This window comes from Streptomyces sp. NBC_00028 (assembly GCF_045041065.1).
Classification (GTDB): Bacteria; Actinomycetota; Actinomycetes; order Streptomycetales; family Streptomycetaceae; genus Streptomyces.
The window spans coordinates 9,244,393-9,261,605 of record NZ_CP108293.1; the positions used below are offsets into that span (position 1 = coordinate 9,244,393).

21 protein-coding genes and 1 pseudogene are annotated in these 17,213 nt (G+C 71.1%); 13 read left to right on the forward strand and 9 right to left on the reverse strand.

Features of this window, described 5'->3' with window-relative positions:
• Nucleotides 1–6 precede the first annotated feature (6 nt).
• The gene (locus OG885_RS41895; RefSeq protein WP_405741668.1) at nucleotides 7–867 is read left to right on the forward strand and encodes a fumarylacetoacetate hydrolase family protein; all 861 of its coding nucleotides are present in this window, start codon (nucleotides 7–9) and stop codon (nucleotides 865–867) included.
• An 11-nt stretch (nucleotides 868–878) separates the two neighbouring features.
• Nucleotides 879–1,895 (forward strand): zinc-binding dehydrogenase, encoded by a 1,017-nt coding sequence (locus OG885_RS41900; protein WP_405741671.1) that lies wholly within the window; start codon nucleotides 879–881, stop codon nucleotides 1,893–1,895.
• A gap of 226 nt (nucleotides 1,896–2,121) precedes the next feature.
• On the opposite strand, the gene OG885_RS41905 is transcribed toward OG885_RS41900, so the two are convergent.
• Together OG885_RS41905 and OG885_RS41910 are read right to left on the reverse strand one after the other, a co-directional pair.
• Nucleotides 2,122–2,469, reverse strand: coding sequence for a hypothetical protein (locus OG885_RS41905; RefSeq protein ID WP_405741674.1), 348 nt, complete (start codon nucleotides 2,467–2,469; stop codon nucleotides 2,122–2,124).
• Nucleotides 2,466–2,954, reverse strand: coding sequence for a hypothetical protein (locus OG885_RS41910; RefSeq protein WP_405741677.1), 489 nt, complete (start codon nucleotides 2,952–2,954; stop codon nucleotides 2,466–2,468). Before OG885_RS41910 ends, OG885_RS41905 begins: the two co-directional genes overlap by 4 nt.
• Between OG885_RS41910 and OG885_RS41915 the strand changes: the two genes are divergently transcribed.
• Complete coding sequence (locus OG885_RS41915; protein WP_405741680.1) at nucleotides 2,928–3,137, forward strand: hypothetical protein; 210 nt, start codon at nucleotides 2,928–2,930, stop codon at nucleotides 3,135–3,137. The genes OG885_RS41910 and OG885_RS41915 overlap by 27 nt on opposite strands.
• Before the next feature lie 348 nt (nucleotides 3,138–3,485).
• The gene (locus OG885_RS41920) at nucleotides 3,486–4,238 is read left to right on the forward strand and encodes a carbonic anhydrase (protein WP_405741682.1); all 753 of its coding nucleotides are present in this window, start codon (nucleotides 3,486–3,488) and stop codon (nucleotides 4,236–4,238) included.
• A 216-nt stretch (nucleotides 4,239–4,454) separates the two neighbouring features.
• On the opposite strand, the gene OG885_RS41925 is transcribed toward OG885_RS41920, so the two are convergent.
• A complete protein-coding gene (locus OG885_RS41925; protein ID WP_405743132.1) occupies nucleotides 4,455–5,690 on the reverse strand; it encodes a MalY/PatB family protein in 1,236 nt (411 codons plus the stop codon).
• Between the two features lie 195 nt (nucleotides 5,691–5,885).
• On the opposite strand from OG885_RS41925, the gene OG885_RS41930 reads away from it, so the two are divergent.
• Nucleotides 5,886–7,595: a serine/threonine-protein kinase gene (locus OG885_RS41930; RefSeq protein WP_405741685.1), complete on the forward strand. Its 1,710-nt coding sequence runs from the start codon at nucleotides 5,886–5,888 to the stop codon at nucleotides 7,593–7,595.
• Between the two features lie 168 nt (nucleotides 7,596–7,763).
• Nucleotides 7,764–8,399: a DUF6461 domain-containing protein gene (locus tag OG885_RS41935; RefSeq protein WP_405741688.1), complete on the forward strand. Its 636-nt coding sequence runs from the start codon at nucleotides 7,764–7,766 to the stop codon at nucleotides 8,397–8,399.
• A gap of 34 nt (nucleotides 8,400–8,433) precedes the next feature.
• Here the strand turns inward: OG885_RS41935 and OG885_RS41940 are convergent, their stop codons facing one another.
• From OG885_RS41940 to OG885_RS41950, 3 genes and pseudogenes are all read right to left on the reverse strand, one after another.
• Nucleotides 8,434–8,910, reverse strand: coding sequence for a maleylpyruvate isomerase family mycothiol-dependent enzyme (locus tag OG885_RS41940; RefSeq protein ID WP_405741691.1), 477 nt, complete (start codon nucleotides 8,908–8,910; stop codon nucleotides 8,434–8,436).
• Nucleotides 8,895–9,194, reverse strand: a pseudogene (locus OG885_RS41945) (maleylpyruvate isomerase N-terminal domain-containing protein); the annotation flags it as partial. The gene OG885_RS41940 and the pseudogene OG885_RS41945, both read right to left, overlap by 16 nt.
• Before the next feature lie 202 nt (nucleotides 9,195–9,396).
• On the reverse strand, nucleotides 9,397–9,873 hold the full coding sequence (locus OG885_RS41950) for an ArsI/CadI family heavy metal resistance metalloenzyme (protein ID WP_405741694.1): 477 nt from the start codon (nucleotides 9,871–9,873) through the stop codon (nucleotides 9,397–9,399).
• Nucleotides 9,874–9,952: 79 nt separating this feature from the next.
• On the opposite strand from OG885_RS41950, the gene OG885_RS41955 reads away from it, so the two are divergent.
• The 6 genes from OG885_RS41955 to OG885_RS41980 all read left to right on the forward strand — a co-directional run bounded on the left by OG885_RS41955 (nucleotide 9,953) and on the right by OG885_RS41980 (nucleotide 13,097).
• The gene (locus tag OG885_RS41955) at nucleotides 9,953–10,333 is read left to right on the forward strand and encodes an ArsR/SmtB family transcription factor (protein WP_405741697.1); all 381 of its coding nucleotides are present in this window, start codon (nucleotides 9,953–9,955) and stop codon (nucleotides 10,331–10,333) included.
• The gene (locus OG885_RS41960) at nucleotides 10,330–11,073 is read left to right on the forward strand and encodes an aquaporin (RefSeq protein ID WP_405741700.1); all 744 of its coding nucleotides are present in this window, start codon (nucleotides 10,330–10,332) and stop codon (nucleotides 11,071–11,073) included. Before OG885_RS41955 ends, OG885_RS41960 begins: the two co-directional genes overlap by 4 nt.
• A gap of 29 nt (nucleotides 11,074–11,102) precedes the next feature.
• Nucleotides 11,103–11,519, forward strand: coding sequence for an arsenate reductase ArsC (locus OG885_RS41965; RefSeq protein WP_405741703.1), 417 nt, complete (start codon nucleotides 11,103–11,105; stop codon nucleotides 11,517–11,519).
• Between the two features lie 2 nt (nucleotides 11,520–11,521).
• Nucleotides 11,522–12,028 (forward strand): GNAT family N-acetyltransferase, encoded by a 507-nt coding sequence (locus OG885_RS41970; protein ID WP_405741706.1) that lies wholly within the window; start codon nucleotides 11,522–11,524, stop codon nucleotides 12,026–12,028.
• Nucleotides 12,029–12,077: 49 nt separating this feature from the next.
• Nucleotides 12,078–12,227: a hypothetical protein gene (locus OG885_RS41975; protein WP_405741709.1), complete on the forward strand. Its 150-nt coding sequence runs from the start codon at nucleotides 12,078–12,080 to the stop codon at nucleotides 12,225–12,227.
• A gap of 114 nt (nucleotides 12,228–12,341) precedes the next feature.
• Nucleotides 12,342–13,097, forward strand: coding sequence for a hypothetical protein (locus OG885_RS41980; protein ID WP_405741712.1), 756 nt, complete (start codon nucleotides 12,342–12,344; stop codon nucleotides 13,095–13,097).
• Between the two features lie 49 nt (nucleotides 13,098–13,146).
• Here the strand turns inward: OG885_RS41980 and OG885_RS41985 are convergent, their stop codons facing one another.
• The 3 genes from OG885_RS41985 to OG885_RS41995 form a co-directional block, all read right to left on the reverse strand.
• The gene (locus OG885_RS41985) at nucleotides 13,147–13,893 is read right to left on the reverse strand and encodes an SDR family oxidoreductase (protein ID WP_405741715.1); all 747 of its coding nucleotides are present in this window, start codon (nucleotides 13,891–13,893) and stop codon (nucleotides 13,147–13,149) included.
• A gap of 132 nt (nucleotides 13,894–14,025) precedes the next feature.
• On the reverse strand, nucleotides 14,026–14,922 hold the full coding sequence (locus tag OG885_RS41990; protein ID WP_405741718.1) for an RNA polymerase sigma-70 factor: 897 nt from the start codon (nucleotides 14,920–14,922) through the stop codon (nucleotides 14,026–14,028).
• 64 nt (nucleotides 14,923–14,986) lie between these two features.
• The gene (locus OG885_RS41995; RefSeq protein WP_405741721.1) at nucleotides 14,987–16,105 is read right to left on the reverse strand and encodes an ABC transporter substrate-binding protein; all 1,119 of its coding nucleotides are present in this window, start codon (nucleotides 16,103–16,105) and stop codon (nucleotides 14,987–14,989) included.
• A gap of 169 nt (nucleotides 16,106–16,274) precedes the next feature.
• On the opposite strand from OG885_RS41995, the gene OG885_RS42000 reads away from it, so the two are divergent.
• On the forward strand, nucleotides 16,275–17,201 hold the full coding sequence (locus tag OG885_RS42000; protein ID WP_405741724.1) for a peptidoglycan-binding protein: 927 nt from the start codon (nucleotides 16,275–16,277) through the stop codon (nucleotides 17,199–17,201).
• Nucleotides 17,202–17,213: the final 12 nt, after the last annotated feature.

A 17,213-nucleotide genomic window follows, 5' to 3' on the forward strand; every position in this document is an offset into this window, starting at 1 on the left:
AACCCCATGTACCTCATGCGTATAGGCGCGCCCGGCGCCGAGAAGCCCGTCGCCCGAATCGACGCCGACACCTACGTCGATCTCTCCGACACCGTCACCGACTTCGACGAGGCGTTCTTCGGCTCGGGCGGCATCGACCGCGTCCGCCCCGTCGTCGCCGGACGGGTGGCCGCCGGGCAGGTGTCCCGCTTCGCCGGGGAACGGATCGGCGCTCCGATCGCCCGCCCGCACCAGATCCTGTGCATCGGCCTCAACTACCGCGACCACGCGGCCGAGAGCGGCATGGCCGTGCCCGACGAGCCCATCCTGTTCACCAAGTCGCCCAACACGCTGATCGGCCCGAACGACGACGTGCGCATCCCGCGCGGGTCCGCCAAGACCGACTGGGAGGTCGAACTCGGCATCGTCATCGGCCGCCGGACCGCCTACCTGGACTCCGTGGCCGACGCCCGCGACGCCATCGCCGGGTACGTCGTCGTCAACGACGTCAGCGAACGCGCCTTCCAACTGGAGCGCGGCGGACAGTGGGCCAAGGGCAAGTCGGCCGAGACCTTCAACCCCGCGGGGCCCTGGCTCGCCACCGCCGACGAGATCGACGACGTCCTCGCGCTCGACATGTGGCTGGACGTCAACGGCGTACGCCGCCAGACCGGCAGCACCAAGACCATGATCTTCGACCCGTACTTCATCGTGCACTACCTCAGCCAGTTCCTCGTCCTGGAACCCGGTGACCTCATCAACACCGGCACCCCGCCCGGCGTCGGCATGGGCCTCACCCCGCCGGTGTACCTCCAGCCGGGAGACGTCATGGAACTCGGCATCCACCACCTCGGCACCCAGCGCCAGCACGTGCTCGCCCCGCGGTGAGCCGCCCGCCCATGCGCGCCTTCGTCCTCACCGCACCGGGGGAGTACGCGGTCCAGGAGGTCCCGGCCCCGAAGCCGGGCCCCGGCGAGGCCGTCGTCGACGTCGAACGCGTCGGCGTCTGCGGCACCGACGTCGAGTTCTTCACCGGCGCGATGACCTACCTCCACCAGGGCCACGCCGCCTATCCGATGCGGCTCGGCCACGAGTGGGCGGGGCGCGTCGTGTCGGTCGGCGACGGTGTGGACCCCGCGTGGCTCGGCCGGCGCGTCATGGGGGACACCATGCTCGGCTGCGGCGGCTGCCGCCGCTGCCGACGCGGCCATCAGCATGTGTGCGACACACGGCAGGAGGTCGGCGTGCGAGGCGGCCGCCCCGGCGCCCTCGCCGAGCAACTGGCCGTCCCCGCCTCGTCGTTGCACGCCCTGCCCGACGCCGTCGACGCCGAACTCGGCGCCCTGGTCGAACCCGGCGGCAACGCCCTGCGCGCGGCGCGGGCCACGGCCTGCGGTCCCGGTGACCGGGTGCTGATCCTCGGCCCGGGCACGATCGGCCTGCTCACCGCGATGTTCGTCCGGGCCGCCGGGGCCGAGGTCCACCTGATGGGCGCGACCGACGCCTCCCTCGCCTTCGCCCACGCACTCGGCTTCGCGCACGTCTGGCGGGAGGACACCGTCCCCGACCTCCCCTACGACGCGGTCGTCGACGCCTCCAACGCCGCCCATCTGCCGGGCCTGGCCCTGCGGTTGGTCGAGCCGGCGGGACGTCTCGTGTACGTGGGCCTGTCCGGCGAACCCAGCCGCGTCGACACCCGCACCCTGGCCCTCAAGGACGTCACCGCGGTAGGGGTGTTGTCCGCGTCTCCCGGTCTGGACGCGGCGATCCGGGCGTACGCGGAGGGCCGGGTCGATCCCCGCCCCCTCGTCGCCGCGACGGTCGCCCTGACCGATGTCGGCGCCGTACTCGCCGACAAGCGCCCGGCGGACGCGGGCCTCGGCCCCAAGATCCTCGTCGATCCCCGCCGCGGCTGACACGGTCGGGACCACCGCCGCACATACGATATGCTTGATCTTGAGCCGGTCACCGCAACTGCGGCAAACCGGCACTGCGTTGGTGGTCCAAGGAAAGACGCCCCGCTTCCTGCGGGGAAATGCAGGTGCAAGGCCTGCCCGGCGCTCAAGGACTGGGGCCCGTTCCGCACAACTCGCGGAACGGGCCCTTTGTCGTGCTGCCTGCGCCGCCGCCGGCCCGCCCCCTTCAGTTCACCGAACCGAGCAGAAGGAGATAGGGCAGCACTACGGCAGGCAGGGTCAACAGCCAGGGCTTGACCGGCCGTTCGCGACGCAGGGGGAGCAGGACGTCGGCGATCAGGACCAGCAGCAGCACGAACAGGCCCGTCACGACGAGGAACACCAGCACGGGGCCGCTGTGGTCGATCTCCGGGTAGGTGCATCCGTCCAGGTCGGGCCGGTCGAGGTCATCGAGGCCGCAGTGCCCGTGGGCGGCGTACCAACGGGCCGACTCCCACACGGCGATCGCCGGGACACCGATCAACAGGTTGACGAGGAGCGGCACGCCGTACCGCCCCACGGAACGCACCGTCACCACAGCACGCCGAAGACCATCACCGCGCCGATGACCACCCAGAACGCGCCTCCGACGACCTTGACGAAGACCCGGCCCACCACGAAGGGAAGCCAGTCCGCGTGGGCGGCCTGCACGCGTCGGGCGGGGTCGTAGGCGAGCTGGATGCGCTGGAGCGTGCGCTTGCAGGTGTAGCGATGGGTGGCGCCGTCGGCGTCGGTGTACCCGTACACCGTCTTCTTGCCGTCCTTGCCGATCGCCTTGGCGAGGACGGTGATCCCGCGTCGGCTCAGCACGGCCCGGCGGACCGTCTCCGCCAGCCCGGCCCCGAGCATGGTCAGACCGCCCAGCAGCGGCACGAGGCCGAGGACGACCCCGAGGACGCGCGAACCATGGGCGAAGGCGACCCACCCGGCGTACCCGAGATAGGCGAGGGCCAGCACCGCGCCCAGCGCCATGATCGCGTACAGACCCCAGTCGTGCGACGACTCCGTGTCGGTGACCACGGCACCGGCCCCGGGGACCCGCTCGGCGGGCAGCAGCGGGACGAGCGCGGCGACGAAGGCGGCGGTGCCGTCGGGTTGCCGCCCTCCACCCGGTGGGCCGTGCCGTCGGTGAGCAGGATCTCCACGCTCCGTGCCTGCGCGGCACGGACGTCCTGGATCGCCGAGAGCGGGATGTCGACCTGATGGTCTGAGCGCGTGATGTGGACTCCGTCGGAGTCGAACCGGGCGCTGACACCTCGGCCGTTGAGAATCTGGGACATGATCGTTTCGACTGCCGAGATGGCCGAAAGGTTGTCCTGGACCAAGGAGTCGGCCGGGCTCGCGTGACTGGTCCGTCCGATCGTTCTTCCTCCGCCATGCGGAAAATCATCCTTTCCCGTTCGTCACCCTCCGCGTTTTGGATCATTCCTTCCCCTGCCCTGCACGACCGCTGCATCTGCGCTTCCCCGCCGCTGGCGAGAGTGGCAACAGCCGCTCCACCAAGGAGAAGCGGCCTTCAGCACAGCACCGCAAGCCGGAGGGGAACAGCTCATGGGCATCACCGCACACCCACAGCGCAGGACCATCGTCACCGGAGGCCTCGCGGCCACCGCCGCCCTGCTGACCGGCTGTTCGTCGGCCGCGGGCACCCCGCAGGTCACCCAGGTCGGAGCCGCGGGCGCGACCGCGACCCCCTCCACTCCCTCGGCAGCCTTCACGCGGCTCATGGAGGGCAACCGGCGCTGGGTGAAGGGCGCACTGCTCCACCCCGACCAGGACCCTCGCCGGCGCGAGGCGGTCGCCGAGGAGCAGAAGCCGTACGCGGTCGTCCTGTCCTGCATCGACTCGCGGGTGCCGCCGGAGCTGGTCTTCGACACCGGCATCGGCGACCTGTTCGTCATACGCACCGGCGGCCAGGTGGTCGCGCCGGTCGTCACCGGCTCCGTCGAGTACGGCCCCGTCACGGCGGGCACCCCGCTGATCGTGGTCCTCGGCCACCAGCGCTGCGGCGCGATCAAGGCGGCGTACAAGGCGCTGCACGACCGGACGACCCTGCCCGGCAACCTCCAGTCGATCGCAGACTCCCTCCGCACCGCCTACGCGGCGACGCTCAAGCAGAAGACCGACGACCCCGTCGACACCATGATCCGCGTCCACGCCCGGCAGACCGCCGCGGCCCTGCGCACCAACACCTCCCTCGCCCCGCTGGCGAAGCAGGGCGGCCTGGCCGTGGTCAGCGCCTACTACTCCCTGGACACGGGCCGGGTCGAGGTCCTGAACGGAGCGCCCACGACGGGACGGTGACGGGGATCGTCCTGAGGGGCGTCGAAGAGGCCTTCGGCCCTAGGTCGTGTCCGCAAAGTCCCGCCTGCCGGGAGCCGCCATGCACGCCCTCTCGCCGCACCGGGCACAAACCCACGTACAACCAGTACGCGGGTTCGTGCCCGGCACGCCGAGAGCACGCACCTGACGCCGCCCGGCCCGCCCTCCGGGCGGACGACGGGACTTTGCGGACACGACCTAGAGGTCCTCGTCCAGCGCGCGTCCCATCCTGAGGACCGCCTCGCGCAGTACGGCGGGCGGTGTCGCGAAGTTGAGGCGTACGTGTCCCTCGCCGCCGGAGCCGAAGACGTGCCCCGAGCTGAGCGCGACCCGGGCCCTGTCGAGGAAGAACTTCGCGGGCCCGGCCAGGTCGCTGACCAGGCCGGGTCCGTCGCCGCCCTGGTCGGTGTGCAGCCCGAGCCGAGTGCAGTCCAGCCACGCCAGATACGTCCCCTCGGGGCGATGACATCGCACGCCGGGGAGGTGTCGCTCGGCGAGGCGCCCGAGCAGGGTCCGGTTGGCGTCGAGCCCGCGCAGCAGGTCGTCCAGCCAGTCACCGCCCTTGCGGAAGGCCGCGGTGTGGGCGATGACGCCGAGATGACTCGGCCCGTGGCTGACCTCCTCGGGCAGCAGCCTCAGTTCGTCGGCGGCCTCGGGGCCCGCGACGGCCAGGGCCGCCTTCAGACCCGCCAGGTTCCACGCCTTGGAGGCGGAGGCCAGCACGAACGCGTTCTCGGCACCGGCCACACCGAGGAACGGAGTGAACGTCGCGCCCGGCAGCACCAGGGGCGCGTGGATCTCGTCGGACACGACCCGTACGCCGTGCCGACGAGCGAGGTCTGCGACGGCCTCCAACTCCTCGCGCGTGTGGACGACACCGGTGGGATTGTGCGGGTTGCACAGCAGGAACACCGCGCGTCGCCGCCCCTTGCCCCGGGCCCGCACGAAGGCGTCCTCCAGCGCGCCCAGGTCGATCCGCAGATCTACGCCGAGGCGCGCCTCGACGACCTGCCGGGCGTCGTGCGAGACGAACGCGTAGAACGGCGGGTACACCGGCGAACACACCACGACCGCATCGCCCGGATCGGTCAGCAGCCGCAGCACCTCGACGATCCCCAGCATCACGTCCGGCACGATCGCGGTCCGTTCCACCCGCAGCCCGTCCCACCCCCACCGCTCCGCCGCGAACGCGGCGAGAGCCTCGGCGTACGCGGTGCCGTACGGGTAGCCGGTGTCGCCCAGTTCGATCGCCGACTGAAGAGCCTCGGCGACAGCGGGGGCGAGCGGCACGTCCATCTCGGCGACCCAGAGCGGAAGCACGTCCTCGGGGTGTGTGCGCCACTTCATGCTGGTCCGCTGCCGCAGCTGCTCCAGGGTGAGGTGGGTGAGCGGGTCCGTCCGCCGCAGCTCCGTGCTGTCGGGGGCCTGATCCATGGGTCCGGGTCCGGGTCCGGTCATTCTGCGCTCCCTGGGAGGGGACGGGCGGGGCTGCCCCGCACCATCGAGCCGGCCGGGGCACTGGCGGGGTACTGCTGTGCACCACCGAGCCAGCCGGGACCACCGAAGTCAAGCGTCGTCGCAGCCAGGGGGCGGCGCGGTGTGTCGGTGCGGGCCGCTAGGCTCCGGCCCATGAGTGAGGCAGACAGACGCGCCGAACGACGCGTCGTCGACGGGCGCTTCGAGCTTGAGGCCCGTCTCGGTGGCGGTGGGATGGGCACGGTCTGGCGCGCCAGGGACCTGGTGCTGCACAGGCTGGTGGCGGTCAAGGAGGTCCGCCCGCCCGACCGCGACCTAGCCGAGTACGACCCCGAGGGCGCTCGGCTGCTGCGCGAGCGGGTGCTGCGCGAGGCGAGGGCGCTGGCCCGGATCGACCACCCGAACGTCGTGACCATCCACCACATCGTCGACGGCGGCGAGGGCACGTACCCCTGGCTGGTCATGGAACTGGTCAGCGGCGGCTCCCTGGCCGACCGCCTCGCCCAGGGCCCGATGCCACCGGCCGAGGCGGCACGGATCGGCCGCGGGGTGCTGGCCGCGTTGACCGCCGCGCACGACGCCGGTATCCAACACCGGGACGTCAAGCCCGCCAACGTGCTGCTGCGACCGGACGGTCGCCCGGTCCTCACCGACTTCGGCATCGCGGCGATCCGTGAATCGACCACCCTCACCGCCACCGGCTCCATCATCGGCACGGCCGACTTCATGGCCCCCGAGCGCATCACCGGCCAGGAAGGCGGCGCCGCCTCCGACCTGTGGTCACTGGCGATGATGCTGTACACCGCCGTGGAGGCCCGACACCCCCTGCGCCGAGGCGCCACCCTGGCCACTCTCGCCGCGGTCCTGCACGAGGACGTACCACCGCCCACGCGGGCCGGTGCCCTGGGCGACATCCTGATGAGCGTGCTGGTACGGGACCCGGCGGCACGACCGTCCGCGGCCGAACTGGATCGTGCACTGGCCGAGATCGAGTCCCGGCCGACGAGTCCGGTGGCGGTCGGGGACGAGCCGACGTCGTACCCCCTCACCCCGCCGCACGCACCCCCGTCGACCTCGACGGGCTTCGGACCGCCGCCGGTCCTGCCCGGCCCACCGGTGCAGATATCCCCCCAGCCGCCGACAGCACCGGTGACGACGACCCGCGGACGCGGCGCCGGCACGTCGGTCCTGAGGGCTGTCTCGGGCGTCGCCGTCGTGGGCGCGGTGGGCCTGGCGTGGTGGCTGCTGCCCCTGGACGACAACGACCAGACGGGCGGCAACCTGGGCGCCGGCCCCTCGACATCCACATCGACGTCGTCGACTCCCAAGCCGAAGGCGTCGCGGACGACTTCCGCTCCGTCGAGTCAGGAGTCGGAGGCGGCCGACGAGTCGGACGGAGGCGTCGCCAGTGGCTCGATGCTGACACCGGCCAACATCCGCATCGCCATCAAGGCGTTGAAGGAGAAGACGGGGCGAGACAGGTTCGGGGACTTCACGGTCTACGACGACTATGTGTCGGCCCAGGTGATGGTGAAGGGCAGCGACACCAAGTACGACTCCTACTCGTACTACCCGGACAGGGGTGTGGTGGAGGGGATCATCAAGAACTCCTTGTCCGGCGGCAAGCAGCCGTTCACCCTCGACGGCTACGCATGGGACAAGGTCCCCGCGCTGCTGAAGGAGGCGGACAAGAAGTTGAACGTCCCCGATCCGAAACTGCGTTATGTGGTCGCGGAGTCGGCGAACACCATCTTCGACGAGCCGGCCTCGATGTCCGTGTATCTGTCCGACGACTACGGGTCCGGCTACCTTCAGACGACCCCTCAGGGCAAGGTGACCGACGTCTACCCGGCCGAGAAGTGACGAGGGCCGCTCAGGCCGCGAAGTCCGCCCGGTGGTCCGCCCATGCCGCGAAGGACTAAGGTGGGCTCAGGTGAACAGTGCGGATCCATGCACCCAGTTGAGGTCGGAGCAGAGTTCACAAGCCATTCCCCACCCCGCTAAAGCGGGGCGTCCCCTGGCTGGGTCCTGATGGTTCGGGGACGTGAGCGGAACGGTCTGCGTTGGATTGCGGACGTCTACGACGTCAGCTTCACCCTCACACTCAGCGAGGGTCTCTCACCGCACGAACTGCTGCGCAGCGTAGGTGCCGAGGAACCGCACATCGTCCCGCTGACCCGCTCCGCTGCGTACGAGTTGCTGGTCAGGGACCGGGACGACCACATCAGCGACCTCGACTTCCTGGACTGGGAAGACGAAGCGGCGGTCGCCCGTCTGACGAGCGGAGGCTTTCTGCCCGATCCGCCGGGCACCGTCGTGCGAGCGGGTGCGGTGCCGGGGTGGGCGTATGCGCTGGAGGAGTTCCAGTGCCACACAGGGAGTTACCTCGCCGCGCTGTCCCGGCGGGGGAGGGCGTTCACCGTCCACCGCAACGCCAGGGGCTTCAGCCGTGTCGACTATGCCCTGGAAGGGGAACCGGTGACCTCCTTCGAGCCCGGCCTGCCCCACCTCACGAACGGTGCCCCGGCGGAAGTGGCGCTCCTCTTCGTCCCGCGCGGAGACGAGCTGGGTGACGTCGCGTTCCTACGATTTCTGGAGGACGAGCTGGGCCTCTGGATCCCCTGGGAAGAGACCGAGGCAGAGCTGCCGGCAGCCGCGTTTTCATGATGGCGGCCGAGACGCCCGAGCCGTACGAGGCCGGCTACTCCTCGGGCTCCCAGGCGATCAGCTGCTCGAACACCCGCGGGTCGCCCTCGGTCTTCAGGTCGTTCAGCGTGAGGCGGCCCCAGACGAAGAGGAGCAGCTGCTCGGCCGTGCCGGTGGCCGAAGCGGAGGCGGGCGCGGCGCCGTCCGTGAGGGGTGCGGGCCAGGCGCCGGTGTCGTCCAGGGTGAGGAGCCAGGAGCGGCCCTCGGTGGCGTGGTAGTGGATGGTGGCGGGTTCGTGCGGCCAGGCCGCCTGGGTGGAGTCGCAGGTGTCGAGAAACTCGGCCACGCCGTCGATCGCGACATCCGCGGGCATCGGCTGGACGGCGTCTGCGGTGAGCTGGGCGTCGTAGGTGTGCACCAGCACCTCGTGCACCCGGCGCCGGGCAACGCCCCAGGCATTCGCCGGGGAGACGCCGGCGCGCCACCACGCCCAGCACTCGCGCTCCGGGCCGGCCTCGCGCAGCGCACGCACAGCAGCTCGTTCGACTCGGCGTACCAGGCCACCAGCGCCTCGACCTCGCGCGGCGCCTCCGCGGCATCCTTGGCCGGCGGAGCCTCGGCCGGGCCCGCGGCGACAATCGCGGCCCACCAGCGCTGGCCCGTACCCAGGTGCTGCACCAGGTCGAACAACGTCCACTCGGGGCAGGACGGCACCGGCGCGTCAAGGCTGGGCGCGGCGGCAACCGCACTTCGGAACGCGGCGGACCGCTCGTCGATCAGTTGCGGCAGGGCGGAATACTCAAGACTCTCTGTCACATCGCCTGCCTGGCACCCCAGTTCAGCCGACCGGACCCTGTTTCCAGGCCGTCAGTTGAGGGAGATCGGGGCACCTGGCTTCTTGACGACCTGACCTCAGGCTTGCACGCGATAGGCCAGGCAGCCGAGCGGTCATCGTTGGTGGCGTGGTGGTGCGTGCCCGCCGAGCACTCAAGCCGGGGCCCGGGTTCGCATGACGCGATCAGCCGCAGCCGCATCCCGCGGTGGTGGAGGTCGCTTCCGAGTCGGTGGCCTGGCCGGTGCAGCAGCCATCGCCGGTGGTGTCCGGGTCGGCGCTCCTGTCGAGAGTGTCGGCATCGGCCTTGACGACGTACACCTCCCACGGCTCCTGACCGGGACCGTGGACCCACACCTTGTCCTGGACGGCGTAGCAACAGGAGGTGTCGTTCTCGGCGAAGGTGGCCAGTCCGGCGTCCTTCAATCGGGCGGTGGCGGCGTTGACCTGCTCGGTGGACTCGACTTCGACGCCGAGGTGGTCCAGGCGGGTGTCCTCGCCGGCCTCGCCCTCGATCAGGACGAGCTTGAGCGGAGGCTCGGTGAGGGCGAAGTTGGCGTAGCCGGCGCGTCGCTTGGCCGGTTCGGTGCCGAAGAGCTTGGAGTAGAAGGCGACCGACGCTTCCAGGTCACTGACGCGCAGGGCTAGCTGGGCACGGGACATGGCACATTCCCATCTGCTTGCATTGATGTCTGTCGATACAGAGCTTGCGCCCTGAATCGAGAAACGTCAATATAGAAGAATGTCGAAGCACGAGCTTGTGGTCCTTGGCCAGGATGATCTGTCCGCGGCCTGCTGCCCGGAACCGGTCGTGGTGCCCCTGGGCGATGACCAGGCGGCCGAACTGGCGAAGATCTTCAAGGCCTTGGGCGACCCGGTCCGGCTGCGCCTGCTCTCAATGATCGCCACGGGGGCAGGTGGAGAGGTGTGCGTGTGTGACCTGACCCCGGCATTCGATCTGTCTCAGCCGACGATCTCGCATCACCTCAAGCTGCTCCGACTGGCGGGTCTGATCGATTGCGAGCGTCGGGGGACGTGGGTCTACTACTGGGTGCTGCCTGCCGTCCTGGAGCGGTTGTCCACGTTTCTGACCGCCGCGCAGAAGGTGGAGGCGGCCGGGTGAGCGCATCACTCCTGCGCCGGGTTCTCGCCGAGTCGCTGGGGTCGGCCGCCCTTGTCGCGGTGGTGGTCGGCTCCGGCATCCAGGCCACCCAGCTGACCGATGACATCGGTGTGCAACTGCTCGCCAACTCCCTCGCGACCGTCTTCGGCCTGGGCGTGCTCATCGCCCTGCTCGGTCCGGTCTCCGGCGCTCACTTCAACCCGGTCGTCACGCTCGCGGTGTGGTTCACCGGCCGGCGTGCCCACGACGGGCCGACCCTTCGGGACGTGGCCGCGTACCTCCCCGCGCAGACGGTCGGGGCGATCGGCGGTGCTGTCCTGGCCGACGCCATGTTCGCCAGGCCATTGGTGCATTGGTCGACCCATGACCGGTCCGCCGGTCACCTGTGGCTCGGCGAAGTCGTCGCGACAGCAGGGATCGTCTTCCTGATCCTCGGGCTCGCCCGCACCGGCCGGGCCCACTTCACGTCAGTGGCCGTGGCGTCCTACATAGGAGCGGCGTACTGGTTCACGTCCTCCACGTCGTTCGCCAACCCGGCCGTCACCATCGGCCGCGCCTTCACCGACACCTTCGCGGGGATAGCCCCTGCCTCCGTCGCGCCCTTCGTCGCGGCACAGATCGCCGGTGCCGCACTCGGCTCGGGCCTCGTGTCCGCCGTGTTCGCCCGGCCCGCACCTGCAGCGACCGAGGACGGCGCCGTCCAGGGCGAGCCCGAACTCACCGCCCCAGCCATCTCCTGACACTCACCGCGCCCAGAAGGACACTCGCCATGCCCACACCCGCCGAGCGCCCGTCCGTCCTGTTCGTCTGCGTCCACAACGCCGGGCGCTCACAGATGGCCGCCGCCTTCCTCACCCACCTGGCTGGCGATCACGTCCAGGTGCGCTCCGCCGGCTCCGCTCCCGCCGCCACCGTGAATGCCGTCGCCGTCGACGCCCTCGCTGAGGTGGGCATCGACATCTCCGCCGAGGTCCCCAAGGTTCTCACCGTGGAGGCGGTCCAGGCATCGGACGTCGTCATCACGATGGGCTGCGGGGACACCTGCCCGGTCTTCCCCGGCAAGCGTTACCTGGACTGGGAGCTTCCCGACCCCGCCGGGCAAGGACTCGACGCCGTCCGCCCGATCCGTGACGAGATCGAGAAGCGCGTCCGTGAGCTTGTCGACGAGATGACCCGGGTGAGTTGACCATGAGTCCGGCTGACGGGATCCGCATCGCTGCGATGGCGGCCGAGCACGCGGACGAGGTGCTGACGATCTACCGACTCGGCATCGACGAGGGCAACGCCACCTTTGAGACCGCGGCTCCCACATGGGAGGAGTTCGACACGGCCAAGCTGTCCCGGCACCGTTACGTCGCCCTTGCCGAGACCGGCAGCGTGCTGGGCTGGGTTGCGGCGGTGCCGGTCTCGGATCGGTGCGTGTACGCCGGGGTCGTCGAACATTCGGTGTACGTCCATCCCGGTGCTCGCGGCCGAGGAATGGGTAGCGCATTGCTCGACGCCTTCATCATCTCGACCGAGGCGGCGGGCATCTGGACCATCCAGTCAGGCGTCTTCCCCGAGAACAAGGGCAGCCTTGCGCTGCATCTCGCGGCAGGATTCCGCGTCATCGGCACGCGCGAACGCATTGGTCGTCATCATGGAGTGTGGCGAGACGTCGTCATGATCGAACGTCGCAGTCGCGTCGTCCCATGACCGCCGACTGCTGAACAGCAACCGCACGAAATCACCGACCGGCCCCACCGTGTCGAGCGCCTTCGGCACCGACAACGCCCTGCTCAGCCGCCTCCCGCGCAACCTGGAGCGGGCCGAGCGAAACAACCTTGTCAAGAAGCCCACCGACGCCACCTCGCTGTGCGAACAGCGCGCCCCGGGGCGTCACCCACCTTCGTGACGACACCTCGGGAGGGGCCGCCTACCGGGACTACCGGGCGCGGGCGGGCTCGTACCGCTTCGACGCCTGACACCCGCGGACCAGGGGCGTGGCCGGGCCGGTCATACTTCCCGGATGACGACGCAAGCCATGGAGGACGCGCGGCGCTGGCTGGGCGAGCGGGGTGTGCGGCAGGCCGGCGACGGGTGGATCCGCGCCGAGGCGCCCGGTCAGCCGCTCACCGCCGGTCAGGTCGCGCACTCCTGGGCCGAGGAGGTGTTCGCCGACGACGATCTGGACGCGGCCGGTCAGGTGCGGCTGGCGTTCGGACTGCTGGACCTCCTCGACGAGTACTGGGTGACGTGCGAGATCCGTTTCGCCCACCAGGGCCCGGACGGCCCGCTGCCCGCCGACGCGCTGTGGGACGGCTACCGTCGGCGGCTGGAGGCCGAGCGGGACGCCGAGACGGTCACGTACTCGCTGTGGGTCGACTGGTTCGAGGACCGCGCCACCGTCGAGACGGCCTTCGCCGAAGTGCTCGGCAACGATGTCGAGCGGGTGGTGGTGGAAGGTTCGGACGCCCTGGTCCGCCGGGCCCGTCGGGTCCTCGCGTGCTCGGGTCCGGTGCCGTGGCCGGTGAAGGAGAACGCCTACGACACCGCCGTACGCCTTCCCGCCCTGCACCCGGCGCTCTTCGAGGGACTGCTGGCCGGGTACCACGACGTCTACGGCGCTCTGGAACCCGCCGCCGCGCTGGTCCTCCTGGAGCGACTGCGACTGCCCGCGGACACCCCGCACGTCCAGGAGCTGCGGTTCGTCCTCGCCGGGGGACAGGCGAACCACCGGCAGGATCCGGGTGTCTGGGACGCTGCCGTGCAGGCCTGTTCCTGACACGTGGGCGGCAGGCCCCCGCCTCCCGGCAGGGGCCGACCGCGGGGGATCATGCCTGCTGGGCGAGCCAGTCCGCGAACCGGGTCTCGGCGAGGCGGGCGCCCGAGCCCGGCAGGAGGGTGTTCTCCCGCAGCTCGGCGCCCCAGTACGTCGCCTTCGGGTCCGTCACGATCGTGCGCGGGTCGTTCTGGGCGGCGAGCCCCATGCGGATGAACTCCTCCAGCTGGAACACCTCGGGTCCGGCGGTCTCGACCACGCCGTTCACCGGGTCGCCGACCGAGGCGCGGGCGACGGCCGCGGCCACGTCGTCGGAGACCATGGGCTGGATCCTGGCATCGGGCAGACGGACGGTGTCCCCGTCGGTCATGCCGTCGGCGAGGCCCTTCGCGAACTCGAAGAACTGCGTGGCGTGGACGATGGTGTGCGCCACGTCGGACGCCTTGATCAACTCCTCCTGGACCTGCTTGGCACGGAAGTAGCCGCTGGCCTGGAGGCGGTCGGTGCCGACGACGGACAGGGCCACGTGATGGGCCACTCCGGCCTCGGACTCCGCCTTGAGGAGGTTGGCGGTGGAGGTGCGGAAGAACTCCAGGACCGCCGCGTCCTCGAAGGAGGGGGAGTTGGACACGTCGACGACGACCGATGCGCCCTTGAGGACATCGGCCAGCCCCTCGCCCGTGAGGGTGTTGACTCCGGTGCTGGGCGCTGCCGCGACCGCCTCGTGCCCGTGCTCCTCGAGCCGGCCGATCAGCTTGGAGCCGATGAGCCCGGTGCCACCGATCACTACGACCTTCATGACGGAATTCCTTCCGGTGCTGTGCGTGAATGCGTTCTGCACCAGACAAGACCGGACAGCCCTTCCGCCTGTGACACGGTTGCGCCGGACTGGCTGCGCAGAACTTCGGTCACCGGTGACGCGGTGGGTGCCTCAGCCGTCCAGGGAGGCCACGAACGGGGCCAGCTTCGCCGGGTTCAGGACCCACAGGAGGCGCTCGATGCCGCGCTCCGACACCTCGGCGGTGACCAGGGCCAGCACCTTGTCGCCGGCGGTGACGAGGACGGCGGGCCGGCCGTTGGCCTCGACCCAGCGCTCCTCGGTACCCGGCCAGAAGCGCGGCGCGAAGGCGACGATGAACTTGGAGACGTGCGGACGCCCGATGACCGGGATCCTGGAGGCTCCGCGCATCCCGCCGCCGTCGGTGTAGCTGACGACGTCCATGGTGAGGACCTCCTCCAGGACCGACAGCTCACCGGTCCGCGCGGCGGAGAGGAACACCTCCAGCAATCTGCGGTGGGCGGCGGGGCTCACCGGCTCCCGGCGCTCCGCCGCCAGGTGCCTGCGGGCCCGGCTGACCAGCTGCCGGGCGTTGGCGTCGCTGGTCTCCAGCATCTCCGCGATGCGCTGGTAGGGGTAGTCGAAGGCCTCTCTGAGCACGTACGCGGCTCGTTCCACCGGGTTCAGCTTCTCCAGCAGGAACAGCACCGCCAGATCGACCGCCTCCGCCCGCTCCGCGCCCACCTGCGGATCCGCGCTCGTCTCCACCGGCTCCGGCAGCCAGGGCCCGACGTACGCCTCCCGTCGCTTGGGCGCGGACCGGGCGAGGTTGATGGCCAGCCGGGAGGTGACCGTGGCCAGGAACGCGGCCGGGTCCTGGATCTCGGCGTGGTCGGTGTTCTGCCAGCGCAGCCACGCCTCCTGGACGATGTCCTCGGCCTCCACGACGCTCCCCAGCATGCGGTAGGCGATGCCGAAGAGCCGTGGGCGTGCGGTCAGGAACTCGCTGGTGGCCTGGTCGAGAGAGTCCGCGTCGTCTCGGGCGCGCATGCTGTCCTCCGGAAGTGGATCACCATGCTACAAGCCGACGCGCGGACGCGGAGGCGAGGGCCGTTCAGCCGTTGCGCAGGACCCGGAAGCGATCGGGGCGTGCCGGGTCGCGGTCGACGACCTGGATCGATGCCCAGGCCCATTGCCAGACGTCGGTGCCGGGTGTCCGGGAGAACCGGATCAGGCCGCGGGTGCCTTCCACCGCGACGCTCGGCCAGGACGCGGCGATCCGTGCCCGCTCCGTGCCGTGGGCGCGCAGCACCTCGGCGAGGACGACGATCGTGTCGTAGCCCTCGAAGGCGACGAACGAGGGCGCGGCGGCCAGCCGCTCGCGCAGGAGCGTCTCGACCCGGGCCCCCAGGGGCGTGAGGCGCTCGGGCAGATAGCGCAGGAAGGGGATCGCGGTGCCTTCGTCCCCCAGCAGTGCCGCCCATTCGGCGAACTCCGGCTGTCCGGCCGGGGCACCGATCAGGAGGCCGGCGAGGCGTTCGTCGCGGCGGACCGACCGGACGATCGGCACGGCCGGTTCCGGATGGCCGGCCAGCAGCAGGAGCGCTGTCGCGCGCCGGTCGAGGAGTGCGTCGCGGACGGCGGCGGGGGTCAGCTCGCTCAGGTCGAGTTCGGTGACCGTGCCGCCCCGCGCGGCGAAGTGGTCGCGCAGGACGCGGGTCCCGGTCGCCCAGTAGACACTCGGCTGCGTGGCCACGGCGATGCGACGGTGGCCCGCGTCGAGCAGATGGTCCGCGTAGACCCGCCAGCCGCGCGACTGCGGCGGGGAGAGGCGCGCGACCCAGTCCGTCGGCCCCTCGGTGAGCGCGTCGAGCACGGCCGACGAGCACAGGTACGGCAGCCCGAGGGCATCGGCCCGGCCGGCCGCGGCGCGCGCGACCACGCTGTGATACTCCCCGACCAGGGCGGCCACTCCCCGGTCCGCCAGTTCCGTCACGGCCGCCGCGGCCTTCTCAGGGTCGGCCGCGGTGTCCCGGACCACGAGTTCGAGCGGCCTTCCGACGATTCCACCGGCGTCGTTGACCTCGCGAACGGCCAACTCGATCCCCGCGAGCAGATGGTGGCCCGCCTCGGTCCAGCCGGGCCGGGTCAGCGGGGCGAGGACGCCGATCCGGACGGCCGACCCGTCGTGCGGCTCCGCCACGGCCGACGAGGGCGTGGTCTCGGACTTCATACGCAGGCTTCCTCCCCCGAGCGGCTCACGCCGAAGAACCTACCCCGCCCGGCCCCGGTGGCTGAATCCCGGCCGTGCGGACGCCGGGATTCCGATCCTCGAACTGTTGTGCAGGTTGTGTGTGCCATTTCTGTCTAGACTCTGGACCTCGTACGAAGAGGGAGCACGTGTGAGTGAACAGGCAGGCCCTGTCTGCCCGGAGTGCGGAACGGCTCGCGCCGCGGACGGCACCCCGGCGTGCCCCTGCGCTCGCCGTGCGTCCGACGCCCACCGTGCCGAACGCAGCGCTGCGGCAGCGGCCGCGGAGGACTTCGATCCCGTACGCATCCGGCCGTTCGTGGAGGTCGGCACTCCCACCGCGTCACCCGAGACTCCCGTGGCCGCCACCGAGGGCGACCCGACGGCGGAACCGGCCGACGGCGCACGGGAGTTACCGTCGCCGCCCCTCGCACCGGACGACCCCGCCCCGGCGCCGCGTCACCCCACCCCGGACGACACCGCGCGGCAGCGCCGACGCCGACGGGCCCTGCTGACCGCGGGCTGGGGCGGTGCCACGGCCGCCGTGCTCACGGGATGCGTCGTAGGCGGGCTCTACTGGTACGACGGCCCCGACCGCGACGGTTCCCTGCCCGGCGGTGTGCGTGCGAGCCTCCCGGACCCGCGGACCTCCGACGACCGCCCCGCGCCCTCGGCAGGTTCGCCGACGACGCCACCCCCGCGACCGCCCGCCTCGGCCGACGGTTCGGCGGACGCCTCCACCACCGCGAGCCCGACCACCCCGCCCGACACCGCCACCCCGACGCGGACGGCGTCCGGCGCGGCTCCCACCGCCACGGGCGGCACTCCCACACCGAGTTCCTCCGCCGGCCAGGCTCCCGTCCTGCGCCCCGGCGACCAGGGACCGGAAGTCGTCGAGCTCCAACTCCGGCTGCGCCAGGCAGGTTTCTACAGCGGCGACGCCGACGGCACCTACGACAGCCAGGTCGAGAGCGCCGTCCGCGGCTACCAGGTGACCCGGGTGGTCGTGGCGGACGAGTCGGGGGTCTACGGCCCGCGGACCCGCGCCGCCCTCGAAGCAGAGACCTCGGAGCCCTGACGTCCGTGGCTC

Bases quoted from the DNA above. Each gene is read 5' to 3' on its own strand.
- OG885_RS41995 (WP_405741721.1), bottom strand. From the start codon at position 16,105: ATGAAGTCCGAGACCACGCCCTCGTCGGCCGTGGCGGAGCCGCACGAC.
- OG885_RS41925 (WP_405743132.1), bottom strand. From the start codon at position 5,690: ATGGATCAGGCCCCCGACAGCACGGAGCTGCGGCGGACGGACCCGCTC.
- OG885_RS41985 (WP_405741715.1), bottom strand. From the start codon at position 13,893: ATGAAGGTCGTAGTGATCGGTGGCACCGGGCTCATCGGCTCCAAGCTG.
- OG885_RS41990 (WP_405741718.1), bottom strand. From the start codon at position 14,922: ATGCGCGCCCGAGACGACGCGGACTCTCTCGACCAGGCCACCAGCGAG.
- OG885_RS41965 (WP_405741703.1), top strand. From the start codon at position 11,103: ATGCCCACACCCGCCGAGCGCCCGTCCGTCCTGTTCGTCTGCGTCCAC.
- OG885_RS41920 (WP_405741682.1), top strand. From the start codon at position 3,486: ATGGGCATCACCGCACACCCACAGCGCAGGACCATCGTCACCGGAGGC.
- OG885_RS41935 (WP_405741688.1), top strand. From the start codon at position 7,764: ATGGTTCGGGGACGTGAGCGGAACGGTCTGCGTTGGATTGCGGACGTC.
- OG885_RS41950 (WP_405741694.1), bottom strand. From the start codon at position 9,873: ATGTCCCGTGCCCAGCTAGCCCTGCGCGTCAGTGACCTGGAAGCGTCG.
- OG885_RS41895 (WP_405741668.1), top strand. From the start codon at position 7: ATGTACCTCATGCGTATAGGCGCGCCCGGCGCCGAGAAGCCCGTCGCC.
- OG885_RS41955 (WP_405741697.1), top strand. From the start codon at position 9,953: ATGTCGAAGCACGAGCTTGTGGTCCTTGGCCAGGATGATCTGTCCGCG.
- OG885_RS41930 (WP_405741685.1), top strand. From the start codon at position 5,886: ATGAGTGAGGCAGACAGACGCGCCGAACGACGCGTCGTCGACGGGCGC.
- OG885_RS41900 (WP_405741671.1), top strand. From the start codon at position 879: ATGCGCGCCTTCGTCCTCACCGCACCGGGGGAGTACGCGGTCCAGGAG.
- OG885_RS41970 (WP_405741706.1), top strand. From the start codon at position 11,522: ATGAGTCCGGCTGACGGGATCCGCATCGCTGCGATGGCGGCCGAGCAC.
- OG885_RS41980 (WP_405741712.1), top strand. From the start codon at position 12,342: ATGACGACGCAAGCCATGGAGGACGCGCGGCGCTGGCTGGGCGAGCGG.